Here is a 13,243-nt window from a genome sequence, read left to right as displayed (position 1 = left end):
CCGGATACCGGAAACGGCCGCCTCACAATCTGGATTTGAGAAACACTGAACAGGTGTCAGCACAACACTGCCGGCAGAACAGCTCTTCAGTGCATCTCAATACTGGCTATAAATCAGGCTGCTAGCGCCTTCAGGCATTCGCAGGTTTTATAGGTGCTCTGTTTTACAGGGTCAAGGTGAACAGCACAACCCATGATTGGGCCGCGTTACAGGATTACAACCCAACCGAACAGGCAATCTCCCTGCCTGCCACTATAAAAAAGCCCGGCACGAGGCCGGGCTTTGTCAGTCACGCCGAGGCGATCAGACCCGCTCCCAAACGGTCGCGATACCCTGACCCAGACCGATACACATGGTGGATACCCCCAGCGTACCGCCTTTGGCCTGCATCACGTTCAGCAGCGTGGTGGAGATCCGGGCGCCGGAGCAGCCCAGCGGGTGACCCAGAGCGATCGCGCCGCCGTTCAGGTTCACCTTCTCGTCCATCACGTTCAGCAGTTTGAGATCCTTCAGGACCGGCAGCGACTGGCCAGCAAACGCTTCGTTCAGCTCCCAGAAGTCGATGTCTTCGACTTTCAGGCCAGCGCGCTTGAGCGCCTTCTTGGTGGCCGGAACCGGACCATAGCCCATGATCGCGGGATCACAGCCGGCAACCGCCATGCTACGTACCCGTGCGATCGGCTTCAGACCCAAGGCTTCTGCACGCTCCGCGGACATCAGCAGCATCGCCGAGGCACCGTCGGTCAGCTGGGACGACGTACCCGCCGTCACCGTACCGTTCTTCGGATCGAAGGCCGGACGCAGCTGGGCCAGAGACTCAGCGGTGGTTTCCGGACGAATGGTTTCGTCTTCCTCGATCAGCTTCACGAACCCGTTCTCATCGTGCCCCTGGATCGGCACGATTTCGTTCTTGAAGCGACCTTCCACCGTGGCTTCGTGGGCCAGACGGTGTGAACGGGCGCCGAACTCATCCTGCTGCTCGCGGGTGATGCCGTGCATCTTGGCCAGCATTTCCGCAGTCAGGCCCATCATGTTGGAGGCCTTGGCGGAATACTTGGACGAGGCCGGGTTATGGTCGAAACCGGACGTCATCGGCACGTGGCCCATGTGCTCCACACCGCCAACCATGAACATGTCACCGTTGTTGGTCTGGATGGCCTGGGCGGCCGTGTGAATCGCCGTCATCGCCGAACCGCACAGACGGTTGACCGTCTGGGCCGCAGACTCGTGCGGAATACGGGTCATCAGGGAGATCTGACGCGCGACGTTGAAACCCTGCTCCTGGGTCTGATTGACACAGCCCCAGACAACGTCTTCAACTTCTTTCGGATTCAGGTCCGGGTTGCGATCGAAGATCGCGTCGATCAGCGCAGCCGACAGGTTTTCCGCACGCACATTGCGGAAGCATCCGTTCTTGGCACGACCCATCGGAGTCCGCACGCAATCGACGACGACAACGTCTCTCGGATTAAGGCTCATAGATCTTTCTCCGTTCGGAAATCTCGTTCAGGGTTAGCCAAAGAACGTTTCGCCATTCTTGGCCATTTCACGCAGCTTCTCGGTCGGGTGATACAGCGGACCCAGATCTGCATACTTGTCTGCCAGTTCGACGAACTTGTCGACACCCATGTCGTCGATGTAGCGCAGCGCGCCACCACGGAACGGCGGGAAGCCGATACCGTAGATCAGGCCCATATCAGCGTCAGCCGGGGCTTCGACGATGTTGTCTTCCAGGCAGCGGACGGTCTCGAGACACAGCGGAATCATCATGCGGGCGATGATTTCGTCTTCCTCGAAGTCTTTCTTACCCTGAACGACCGGCTCGATCAGCTTGTAGGTTTCCTCGTCGACAACCTTCTTGGGCTTGCCCTTCTTGTCGGTCTCGTACTTATAGAAGCCTTTGTCGTTCTTCTGGCCGTAACGGTCGTTCTCGAACATCACGTCGATGGCGGACTTGTTCTCGTCCTTCATCCGGTCCGGGAAGCCTTCCGCCATCACTTCGTTGGCGTGCTTGGCGGTGTCCATGCCCACGACGTCCAGCAGGTACGCCGGGCCCATCGGCCAGCCGAACTTCTCCATGACCTTGTCGACTTTCTGGAAGTCGGCGCCGTCACGCACCAGGCCGGCAAAGCCGCCGAAGTACGGGAACAGAACGCGGTTCACCAGGAAGCCCGGGCAGTCGTTGACGACGATCGGCGTCTTGCCCATGGCCTTGGCGTAGGCCACGGTGGTCGCGACCGCTTTGTCGCTGGTTTTCTCGCCACGGATAACCTCAACCAGCGGCATCATGTGCACCGGGTTGAAGAAGTGCATGCCGCAGAAGTTCTCTGGACGTTTGAGGTTCTTGGCCAGCGTATTGATAGAGATGGTGGACGTGTTGGACGTCAGGATGGTGTCTTCGCGAACCATTTCTTCGGTTTCACGCAGGACAGCGTCCTTCACCTTCGGGTTCTCGACGACCGCCTCAACGACCAGGTCAACGCTCTTGAAATCGCCGTAGTTCAGGGTCGGCGTGATGCTGTTCAGGACATCGGCCATCTGGTCCGGCTTCATCTTGCCCTTGTCGACACGCTTGGTCAGAAGCTTCTTGGCTTCTTTCAGCCCCAGGGTAATGCCGTCCTGGTTGATGTCCTTCATGATGATCGGTGTGCCTTTCAGCGCAGACTGGTACGCTACACCGCCACCCATGATACCGGCGCCCAGTACGGCGGCCAGGTTCACGTCATTGGCTTCTTTTTCCCACAGCTTGGCCTTCTTCTTGAGCTCCTGGTCGTTCAGGAACAGGCCAACCAGGCAAGCTGCCACGTTGGTCTTGGCCATCTTGGCAAAGCCCTTGGCTTCGACTTCGATCGCCTTGTCGCGGGTCAGGCTGGCGTGCTTCTGCATGACCTTGATCGCTTCAACCGGCGCCGGGTAGTTCTTGCCCGCCTTGCCGGCAACGAACGCCTTGGAGATCTCGAAAGCCATCATGCTTTCCATGGCGTTCAGCTTGATCTTGCCCTGCTTCTCTTCACGGCGGGCTTTGTAATCCAGCTTGCCTTCGTTGCACTGGTTGATCAGGTCGATCGCAGCGTCGACCAGTTTGTCGCCTTCCAGAACCGCATCGACGGCGCCTTCTTTGAGCGCTTTGTCCGCACGGTTCTCAGTGCCACCGGAAATCCACTCGATGGCGTAATCCACACCGATCAGGCGGGACAGGCGCACGGTGCCGCCAAAGCCCGGGAAGATACCCAGTTTCACTTCAGGCAGTCCGACTTTCGCCTTCTTGTCCATGACCCGGTAGTCGGTGGACAGGCACATTTCAAAGCCACCGCCCAGCGCCATGCCGTTGATCGCGGTCACGGTCGGAAACGGCAGGTCTTCGATGGTGTTGAACACCTGGTTGGCCTTGAGGTTGTTCGCCACCAGGTCTTCTTCGGAACCGGCGAAAAGCTCGGTAAATTCGGTGATATCAGCACCGACGATGAAGCTGTCCTTGGCACTGGTGACAACCAGCCCTTTGATGTCCTTCGAAGCCTTCAGCTTGTCAGCTGCAGCGCCCAGCTCTTCGATGGTGAGGCGATTGAACTTGTTTACCGACTCGCCTTGCAAGTCGAAGTTCAGCTGAGCGATCCCGCCTTCGATCTCTTTAACCGTGATGGCTTTACCTTCGTAAATCATCAACTGATCTCCAGTCTGTGTTTGGAACTGCACCAATGCCCCGCTCCGGAAAACCGGCGGGGCGATTCATGCAGAGAGATTTCGGTCACTGCCCGATCATTCGATCCAAAATTCATACAGTCGTTTGAATCGAGTGCGCACACGATGAAAAAAAACCGTTCGTTTGTCAATTTGTTTCTTGCCCGGCGTCCCCTGGAGTCAACCTGTGGATCACCGAAACTGCGGCAGAAACGATCAGACAAATTGCGATTACAGCGGCTTAGACCACGGGCCTCAAGCGAACTGCCAAGGAGGAATCACACGTTCCTGAAAACGGGTGATTTACGGGATGTGCCAGGCTGTAAAAGCCTGTCAAAAGCGCTTGATTGGCACGCGGAGTTACTTTAGCCTCAAATTCAAACAAGCGTCCAACAGCCAACGGCAGTCTCAAACAAGAACAACGGCGCATCCAGACAACGGATCTAACGCCTCGAAATGCAAGCATCCCTGCCAGACGCCATGGACGCAGTACAACAACAAATGACTTTACAGACAAGACAATAAGAACGGAGATCCAGCCGATGGTCTATCCCGGTAAGTGGTTCAGGGCGTCAGTGATGGCGCTGTTCGCGTGCGTCATTCTCTTCTTTTCCATCGCAGCTTCAGCCGCCGAAAACCCGCTGCTGGCCGCATTTCACCAATTCCGCATCAGCAACTTTGCCGCACTGAACGCCTATTATCGATTCAGTGTGAATGGCGATACCGACACCCTCAATGAAATTGTGGCCGCCATTAATGAGTCCAACAGCCAGATCAAACAGGTCGATGCGTCAGCCGGCGACATCCTGAAAGACGACCAGATCGAAAGCCTCAACACCGAGTTCGACAAGTACAAACACCTGATGCGCCAGAACATTAATGACGTGCGCAAGAACGGTTACCCGGACCTGCGACTGGTCTCTGACATGGCCAACCAGGCCCAGGCACTGAGCAGCAAATCCGCCGAACTCTACGATATCGTCCGGACGAACAATAACGTGAAGGCTGACGAGCGTGTGGAAGCAGCCCGGGCAGCCGCTGTTTTGATGGCCCAGATGATGAGCAAGTACTCGGCCCGCTCCACGTCGTCCGTCTCCCAGACGTTCCAGGGGGCCGACACCGAACAGCCGCTGGATGAGCAGGCCCACCAATTCGACGAACAGATGTCGAAAGTGACCGAGGGACACCCCAGCGGGGAACTGCGGGCAGCGCTGAGCAGCGTGGCCTCAAAATGGGCCTTTATCCGCGGCTCCTACATCAACTACAACGACAACAACGTGTCGTTCGTGATTGATCGCTACTCCAAAGAAATTCTCAGGCAGCTGGCTGAGGCCATTGCCATGATGACCGGCACCCCGGTGCCGGAACAGGCCACGGCCCAGGCGCCCAACAGCTAACACCTCTGGCCGGGCACACCTCAGTGCCCGGCACCTTGCGCCAGCTTCCGAATCCAGGAAATGGGCTTTTCCAGGTCGTCAATCGTTGCCGACTCATCCCAGACAAACCCAATCCCCCGCTGATCGGCCAGCCATCCCTTGAAGGCGCCGGATAGCTCGGGAAGCTCTTCCGCTCCCGGAATTGCACGATGGTCTTCGCCCGGCTCAATCCGACGAGGAATCAGCAGCGCCCGACGATCGACGGCGACCTCGGCGGACCAGGGCACCCAGTAGAGCATCAGCAGCCCACCCTGCCCCGGCTCGGCAAAGCGTTCACGTACCTGGCCTTTGACGGATTCCACCTTCAGACCTTTACTCATGGCGTGATTCCGCAGGCGAACCCGGCGCCGCTCATCCGCCGTGGGCTTGACCCAGGACCAGGAACCAATCAGGAATGCGAGGATCAGGACAATTATAAGCCACTTGGTCAATGCACTATCCTTTTACAAACAACAGAAAAAATTTGACGCATATCAGTGATATCACGTCACCCGTCATCTAGATTGATGATAATACGGCAACCCGCTGAAGCGAGAGGAAATGACGATGTACAAGACCATTCTTGCTGCGATCGATCTGACGGAAGAAGCCGATCAGGTGATTACCCGCGCCAGTGAATTGGCCGGCATCCACCAGGCCGAACTGGTTCTTCTGCATGTCGTCGAGCCTGTTGGATACGCCTATGGCGGAGATATTCCCATGGATCTCACCGAGCTGCAGGAGCAGCTGGACAAGTCCGCCCGGGATCAACTGACCGACCTCGGCCACAAACACGGCATTGAAGACAGGAACCTGCTGGTGACGGTGGGCCGGCCGGAAGCCGAAATCCATCGCGTCTGCGAGGAACGTGGCGTGGATCTGGCCGTCGTTGGCAGCCACGGCCGTCATGGCATACAGCTGCTGCTGGGCTCCACCGCCAATGGCGTGCTCCACGGCGCCAAGTGCGATGTGCTTGCGGTCCGCATCAACTAGGTGCTGAAATTCCGATATGGCGCCAACTTACGGCGCCATACCGATATCATGCTCATCCAGTTTTGCTTCGAGTTTTCGCAGCTGCGTTTCCAGTGAATAGGAAACGCTTGAGGCCATGGAAAAGAAATTCAACAACGCCTTCAGGTTGCTGTCGCCCTGACAGAACGTGTGAATCCGTTGCCAGAGCGCCTGGTTGACCAGTTGCAGTCGCTGGTTGCGTTCCACCAACCCCTGCAACTCCCAATCCGGCGTCTTGTGATGGCGCTTTCCGAAATACTGCTGCAATAAATACAGCGACACACTGCGCATGATGAATTCGTCGGTGCTGGCGAAAGGCATGTGATGAACCGCCATGGCACGCAACTCTCCCAGGATCGGGCACTGGCTGGTCGCCATGATCAAACCAAGCAGCGAACGCAACGATTCCTCCAGCGTCGTTTCCTTCTCGTAACGCCGGCGTCCGTCGTCCACGCGCACCGTCACTTTCTGGTAGGCGTTTTCATCTCGAAACGCATCCACGACCGGCAGCATATCCACGGCCGCCGGGCAGTGACTGGTGTCCGTTTTCTTGAGGGGGCAATTACTGCACTGACAGTGCCCAAGGCGTGTCCATTCTGGCAAACCGGCGGTATCCGACGCCGGCTTCGCATCCATGTCCACCTGGAAATCCCGGGTGTCGCCTTCGCTCAGGGCAAAGGAATAGGTAACGCTCATTCAGGACCCTTTATCAACTTCTGACCATCGGGAATACCCTCGCTGAGTGTACTGGAATACGATGGCCGACAACGTGATATTTGGTTTGATTTTGCAATGGCAGGTCTGGAATTATCCCTAAAATTGAACCCGGTCATCATGCGACATTCGTTGGGTGCATCAGCCCGCCATTTCCTCCAACTCCATCCAACGCTCCATCGTCTGCTCCAGCTCCTGCTCCTTGGCTGCCAAGGCCTCCAATGTCTCGGAGACTTCGTCGTGAGGCCGGGAATAGAAGGCCGTATCTGACACGGTGGCCTGCAGCGATTCAATCTCACCTTCAAGCGCCGAAATGCGGTCCGGCAAGCCTTCCAGCTCCAGTTTGAGCTTGTAGCTCAGCTTGCGATTGCCGCCACCCGAAGACTTCGCCTTCGTCGATGCGGCTTTCCCGCCACTCTCCGGCTTCGGCTTTTCCGTCGGCCGCGCCGGTCGCTCCGACGGGAACACCCCGCCCTGCCGGCGCCAGTCCTCATAACCACCCACGTAGGAGCGCACGCGACCGGATCCATCGAGAAACAGCGTATCGGTCACCACGTTGTCGAGGAATTCACGATCGTGACTGATGACGATGACTGTGCCGCTAAACGCCACCAGCTGGGATTCCAGCAACTCCAGGGTTTCCACGTCCAGATCGTTAGTGGGCTCATCCAGCACAAGGATGTTGGCCGGTTTACTGAACAGCTTGGCCAGCATCAACCGCGCCCGTTCGCCGCCGGAGAAAACCCGGACGGGTGAACGCGCCCGTTCCGGCGAAAACAGAAAGTCCTGCAGATAACCCAGAACATGTTTCTGTTGGCCGTTGATATCAATAAATTCCCGGCCTTCGGCCAGGTTCTCCAAGGCGTTCTGATCCGGATCCAGCTCCCCGCGCAGTTGGTCGAAGTACGCCACCGAACGGTTCGTACCGAGCCTTACCTGGCCCTCCCTAGGCTCCAGATCGCCAAGCAGCAGGCGCACCAGGGTGGTCTTACCGGTACCGTTTTCACCAATCAGGCCCAGCTTGTCTCCACGCATGATGGTGAGGTTCAGATCCCGGATGATCGGATCCTGCCCGCTATAGGCAAACGCCGCGTCTTTCGACTCGACAACCAGCTTCCCGGAACGGGCTGCATCCTCAATCGCAAAGCTGGCGTTGCCGCCGCGCTCGCGGCGCTGACGCCGTTCCTCACGCATCGCTTTCAGAGCTCTGACGCGCCCCATGTTGCGGGTTCGGCGCGCCTTGATACCCTGGCGAATCCAGGCCTCTTCCTGGCGCAACTTGCGGTCGAATTCAGCGTTCTGCCGCTCTTCTTCCTCCAGCGCCTTGTCTTTCAAATCCAGATAACGATCGTAGGTGGCCGCGAAGCTGACTAACTGACCACGGTCCAGCTCCACAACCCGCGTTGCCAGCCGACGGATAAAGGCCCGGTCGTGACTCACAAACAGCAGCGCGCCGGCGTACTGCCGAAGGGTGTCTTCAAGCCAGGCTATAGCAGGCACATCCAGGTGGTTGGTCGGCTCGTCCAGCAGCAACAGGTCCGGCTCGGCCACCAGAGCCTTGGCCAACAGCACACGGCGCTGCCAGCCGCCTGACAACGTGGCCAGGACACGATCCGGATCCACACCAAACTGAGCCAGGATGGCATTCACCTTCTGGTCCAGGCGCCAGCCATCGAGCGCTTCCAGCTTTTCCTGAACCTGCATCAAGCGCTTCAGACTGGCCTCATCGGCCTGCTGGGACAGCGTGTGAAACTCCGCCAGCAACTGGCCAGTTTCCGGGAAGGCATCGGCGACCACCTCGTAAGCCGTGCGCTGGTCGTCCGAAGGTAGCATCTGCGGCAAGACGGCCATGACAGCACCGTCCTCAAGCCGAACGGTGCCGCCGTCGGGGGTGACTTCGCCGAGAATCACTTTCAGCAGGGTCGACTTGCCCTCCCCGTTTCGGCCCAGCAGAGAAACCCGCTCGCCGCGCTCGATAATCAGGCGCGCGTCGTCCAGCAATGGGTGCAGGCCGTAGGCCAGGGAAACGCCCTCAAGGCTCAGCAATGGCATGAATCAAAGATCCTCACGAAAAGCTATGTCAAATGTATCGCCGACACGAAGGGTGGCCGGACCGGAGTGCACGGCGTTCACACCGAACAGGACGCCGTCCGGGGTCCGCCGGAAACGGCCCAGCTCCCGCAACGGCTGCAGGTTGTCGGAGCGGACACCGTCGTCTGGATGAACGGTCGTCATGAGGCAGCGTGAGCAGGGCTTTACCAGATCCAGCGTAAAGTCGTCCCGGTGCAATCGGACCCACCGATCTTCGTCAAAGGCGTCGCCACCGGACACCACGATATTGGGTCGAAAACGACGCATATCCACCGACTCGCCAATCCGTTGCGAGAGAGCCGCCAGCGATGCCGTATGGGTGATCAGAAAGGGAAACCCGTCGGCGAAGCTGACCCGCCGATCTTCCGGCACGTAGTTCCGGTCAACCGGGCGAACGCTGGATTCGGGCATATACGCCAGCTCCACCCGAACGCCCAGCCAATCGCTCAGCAACTCGGCAGGCCCCGGCTCGGCCAGCTGCGCCTTGACCCAGTCCCGCCAGACCAGTACGCGACGCTCACGCTCGCTGGCGGTAACCGGAATCGGGGTTTCCTGCCCCGGAATCGACAACGTCAGAACGCCATGCTGGAGTGCAGAGTGAACCAGGGCCAATTGTGGCTGCTCGCGCTGCGTTATGAAGCGCCCCTCTTCATCCACCAGCATCCAGCGACGATCGCCGGCCGGCCCGAAATCATCCAGCGTGACGGCATCCACTTCGACGCCGTGGAGGGATTTGACCGGGTAGTAGAAAAGCTGTTCAACCGTCAACTGCGCCATGATTCGGCCTCCGTGCAAAAGACGAAGAATACCAGCGGCGTGAACAAACTGTCAGTGCAGAAACGAAAAAGCCCGGCACGAGGCCGGGCTTTTTCTGGAATTTGGAGCGGGAAACGAGATTCGAACTCGCGACCCCAACCTTGGCAAGGTTGTGCTCTACCAACTGAGCTATTCCCGCTTTTCTGAAAGGGCTACCCCTCTCAACGGCTGCGTATTCTACGGAATCGACCGTTTCCGTCAACCACTTTTTTGATCTTTTTTCTCGCCCAGCTCCAGGTAAAGCCAGAGGGAATTGGACTCGGACGTCGACACCGATCCCATGAGACCTGAATTTGAGCATGTGCTTCGCAATGCCGTTCGGCTTCCACTCCCACACGGCAATCTGGGTGGTCCCGGTCGATGACCGGTTGAACGTCGCTAGTAAAGCGTGCCGTTCAGGTTGCCAGTCTCTGGCGCAGAGACCTCACCGCCGGCCGGCGCCACGCCCATCAACATCCCAATGACCCGTTGCAGCGTTTCTTCTACGAAACTGGTGCTGAACCGCTCGCGGAACAGCAGGCCATCGTACCCCATCCCCGACACCACACTGATCAGGAGCGCGGCATCCCGGCGAGGGTGATGCGTCCCCAAGCGTTTCATGATGGATTCGACACCGTCCAGCCAGGCTTTGCGATACTCCTGGGCCAGCGGCTCCAGCCCCGGCTCCCGCATGGCTTCCGCCAGGAACGCCTGCTCGGTCAGGACCGAGGATGTGTTGTCCCGGATCTGCTGCACGAAATATTGGGCAATATAGGTCGCCAGCTCAGCCGCCAGACGTTCCCGCCCCTGCAGACTGTGCAGACTGCCCCGCACAAGCGCGCGGTCTATAAGGCCGTTGAGTCCACTGTAGAAAGCCTCCAGTTCGCGATTCGCCTTTTCTGCGAACAGCATGAAGGCATCCTGGATGAGTTCTTCGATGTCCTTGAAATAATACGTTGTCGAGGCCAGGGGCACGTCCGCCAGTTTGGCAACCGGTCGGTGCTTGATCCCCCTCACGCCCTCGTGGGCGGCTATTTCCAGCGCTGCCTCCAGAATCTTGCGCCGACGGGTTTCACTTTTGGCACGCGCGGCCTTCCGACCGTGGTAGTGAATGGATTCCTGCAACGCCCCGCCGACAACAGACTCAGCACCCGGCTTGTCGTCCGTCATCACTCTGTTCCGTTCTTGCTTGTTGGCTCCAGGGTCTTTTTTTCTTTTTTATGCACACCCTGTTGATCGAATTATAGGGTAGCGCCCTGCCACTATCGTGCGAATTGAACAATCGGCAAATGCGCGCTCCTACAACCCGACCTATTCTGACGAAAAAATCGACAGAAAATAGTGACCGGGATCATTATTGACCGAATCGCTGCCCACCATCAGCCAGGTAAGCCTTCTCTGCGTCCGTGGAATGGCGGCCCAACAACTCGTTTCGATGGGGAAAACGGCCAAATTTGGCGATGAGATCCCGGTGCTGGGTGGCCGATTGATAGAAAGAAGACAAAACATCCCGCAGGCGCCCGTCCGCCGTTGCCATCAGTTGTTCGTACAGCGCCACACCTTTCTCCTGATCCGCCAGCCTCTCCGAATGCTGTAAAGGCATCAGAAAGAAACCCCGCTGGATCAAAGGCAATTGTACGTCCACCCCCTTGTCCAGCCCCTCCAGGCAGCACCGACGAGCGAGGGCGTCATTGTCGAACGCCATAGCCCGGCCCCGATGGATGTTGCGTGAGAACTGGTCCAGCAACAGGATTTCCGCCAATGCGCCCGTCGCATCGCTGCGCCACTCCGACAGGCCCTCCTCGGAGGCCACCAGCACCAGGGACAGAAACCGGCGCCGGATTTCCCAATCGAACGATCGACTGGACTTGAACCAGCGTTCACGATGGTAGGCATCGGGCAGGCCGTCCCGATCGAGCTCACCGAACCAGAAATAAATCACTTCCTGCGCTGACAGCATCTTCATCCTCCATACGGCGCTTACCCTGCCCACATGCTCCAATCCGGCATACTATACGTAGAGCATGGGTAAACGTCAGTTCGGGCCCATCAAGGCCATCCATCTCATTTTACCAAGGAGTGACCCGCAGAATGTCAGATCACCGCGTCCTATTGCTCGCCCATGGAAGCAGCGATCCCCAATGGTGCCGAACCTTTGAAAAACTGGCTGCGCCGAGCCTGGCGTCCGTGCCCGATTCAGCCATTGCCTATATGGAACTGAGCGAGCCGTCGCTGGATGACGAGATCGCACGGGCCGCGCAGGACGGTGTGGCCCGGGTGACGGTGTTGCCGTTGTTCCTCGCTGCGGGCCGACACCTTCGCAAAGACGTGCCCGCCATGCTGGACCGCCTGGCAAGCGAACACCGGGTTGAAATCAGCCTGGCAAGCCCCGTGGGCGAGCATCCTTTACTGGGGGATGCCATTCGCCATATCGTGGAAGAGACCCTGACACAGACATCGTCCCACTAACGCTGGAGTCACCAACGATGACGCAGCACATCCTGATCACCGGTGGAACCGGCTTTATCGGGCAGCGATTGTGCCCCGAACTGCTGAAACGGGGTTACCGGCTTACGGTATACAGCCGCAAATCCGACGATGACGTCCGCGCCTTCTGCGGTCGGGTCGAGTCTCTCCACGATCTGGCCGACATCCCTCGCCTCGATGCCATCGACGCCGTCATCAACTTGGCCGGCGAAGGCCTTGCCAATGCCCGCTGGACCGACAAGCGCAAGCGCATCCTGCGGGAGAGCCGGATTGACCTGACGCGGTCCCTGATCGATGCCCTCACTCAGCGCGAGCAACACCCCGGCGTCTTTGTTTCAGGCTCGGCCATCGGTTACTACGGCAGCCACGGCGGGGAACCGGTGACTGAAGATGCGCCGGTAAACGACGACTTTGCCCACCGACTCTGTGCCGACTGGGAAGCGGAGGCCCGCCGGGCCGAGGAATTGGGCAGCCGGGTCTGCCTGTCCCGAACCGGCGTCGTTCTGGGTCCGGATGGTGGCATGCTGGACCGTCTGTTGTTGCCTTTCCGACTGGGCCTCGGCGGCCGCCTCGGCGATGGCCAGCAGTACCTGTCCTGGGTCCACCGCGACGACGTGGTGAACGCCCTGATCTGGATGCTGCAAACCCCGGACGCCAGCGGCGCCTACAACGTGGTCAGCCCACACCCGGTCACCAACCGGGCATTCACCCGAACGCTGGGCCAGGTCCTACACCGTCCAACCCCCTTCCCCATTCCGGCGTTTGTCTTGCGTACGGCATTGGGCGAGTTGTCCGCCATGCTTCTCGAAGGCCAGCGCGTTATGCCCGCCAGGCTACAGCAGGCAGGATTCGGGTTTACTCACCCCAACCTCGAGGAAGCCCTGAGCAGCATTATCGATTAGTGGCGGTTGTCGGCGAGATTGCGCGACACCTCACATCAGCATGGCGGGGGCTCTGGTAGCCTCATCGTATCCGAATCAAAGCTGGTTGTTACATGCGTTGCACCGTTCCCCTGTTGGCGTTCATTGCCATTTTGCTCCTGCCAGAGGCAG

12 protein-coding genes and 1 tRNA gene are annotated in these 13,243 nt (G+C 58.7%); 4 read left to right on the top strand and 9 right to left on the bottom strand.

Annotation, left to right across the window (positions count from 1 at the left end; all coding sequences use genetic code 11):
- Positions 1-303: 303 nt before the first annotated feature.
- Entirely contained in the window at positions 304-1,479 is a 1,176-nt protein-coding gene (gene fadA, locus J3364_RS00755; RefSeq protein WP_349555887.1) for an acetyl-CoA C-acyltransferase FadA, read from the bottom strand.
- Between the two features lie 33 nt (positions 1,480-1,512).
- The gene (gene fadB / locus J3364_RS00750) at positions 1,513-3,660 is read right to left on the bottom strand and encodes a fatty acid oxidation complex subunit alpha FadB (protein WP_349555885.1); all 2,148 of its coding nucleotides are present in this window, start codon (positions 3,658-3,660) and stop codon (positions 1,513-1,515) included.
- Positions 3,661-4,220: 560 nt separating this feature from the next.
- On the opposite strand from fadB, the gene J3364_RS00745 reads away from it, so the two are divergent.
- Entirely contained in the window at positions 4,221-5,075 is an 855-nt protein-coding gene (locus tag J3364_RS00745) for a hypothetical protein (protein ID WP_349555883.1), read from the top strand.
- Positions 5,076-5,095: 20 nt separating this feature from the next.
- Here the strand turns inward: J3364_RS00745 and J3364_RS00740 are convergent, their stop codons facing one another.
- Complete coding sequence (locus J3364_RS00740) at positions 5,096-5,545, bottom strand: hypothetical protein (RefSeq protein WP_349555881.1); 450 nt, start codon at positions 5,543-5,545, stop codon at positions 5,096-5,098.
- 109 nt (positions 5,546-5,654) lie between these two features.
- Between J3364_RS00740 and J3364_RS00735 the strand changes: the two genes are divergently transcribed.
- Complete coding sequence (locus J3364_RS00735) at positions 5,655-6,086, top strand: universal stress protein (RefSeq protein ID WP_123633416.1); 432 nt, start codon at positions 5,655-5,657, stop codon at positions 6,084-6,086.
- Positions 6,087-6,113: 27 nt separating this feature from the next.
- Here the strand turns inward: J3364_RS00735 and J3364_RS00730 are convergent, their stop codons facing one another.
- The 6 genes from J3364_RS00730 to J3364_RS00705 all read right to left on the bottom strand — a co-directional run bounded on the left by J3364_RS00730 (position 6,114) and on the right by J3364_RS00705 (position 11,664).
- Positions 6,114-6,800: a DUF6901 family protein gene (locus J3364_RS00730; RefSeq protein ID WP_349555879.1), complete on the bottom strand. Its 687-nt coding sequence runs from the start codon at positions 6,798-6,800 to the stop codon at positions 6,114-6,116.
- 159 nt (positions 6,801-6,959) lie between these two features.
- A complete protein-coding gene (locus J3364_RS00725; protein WP_349555878.1) occupies positions 6,960-8,870 on the bottom strand; it encodes an ATP-binding cassette domain-containing protein in 1,911 nt (636 codons plus the stop codon).
- 3 nt (positions 8,871-8,873) lie between these two features.
- Complete coding sequence (locus tag J3364_RS00720) at positions 8,874-9,686, bottom strand: MOSC domain-containing protein (RefSeq protein ID WP_349555876.1); 813 nt, start codon at positions 9,684-9,686, stop codon at positions 8,874-8,876.
- Between the two features lie 102 nt (positions 9,687-9,788).
- Positions 9,789-9,864 (bottom strand) — tRNA-Gly (locus J3364_RS00715).
- 239 nt (positions 9,865-10,103) lie between these two features.
- Positions 10,104-10,874 (bottom strand): TetR/AcrR family transcriptional regulator, encoded by a 771-nt coding sequence (locus J3364_RS00710; RefSeq protein ID WP_349555875.1) that lies wholly within the window; start codon positions 10,872-10,874, stop codon positions 10,104-10,106.
- Between the two features lie 184 nt (positions 10,875-11,058).
- Entirely contained in the window at positions 11,059-11,664 is a 606-nt protein-coding gene (locus J3364_RS00705) for a DUF924 family protein (protein WP_349555874.1), read from the bottom strand.
- 131 nt (positions 11,665-11,795) lie between these two features.
- On the opposite strand from J3364_RS00705, the gene J3364_RS00700 reads away from it, so the two are divergent.
- Together J3364_RS00700 and J3364_RS00695 are read left to right on the top strand one after the other, a co-directional pair.
- Entirely contained in the window at positions 11,796-12,173 is a 378-nt protein-coding gene (locus J3364_RS00700) for a sirohydrochlorin chelatase (RefSeq protein WP_349555873.1), read from the top strand.
- A 17-nt stretch (positions 12,174-12,190) separates the two neighbouring features.
- Positions 12,191-13,093 carry a TIGR01777 family oxidoreductase gene (locus J3364_RS00695; RefSeq protein WP_349555872.1) on the top strand — a complete coding sequence of 301 codons (903 nt, stop codon included), beginning with the start codon at positions 12,191-12,193 and terminating at the stop codon, positions 13,091-13,093.
- The last annotated feature ends 150 nt before the right edge of the window (positions 13,094-13,243 follow it).

This window comes from Marinobacter sp. NFXS9 (genome assembly GCF_040148665.1).
GTDB lineage: Bacteria > Pseudomonadota > Gammaproteobacteria > Pseudomonadales > Oleiphilaceae > Marinobacter_A > Marinobacter_A mangrovi.
This window is presented reverse-complemented; position numbering and strand designations above follow the sequence as displayed.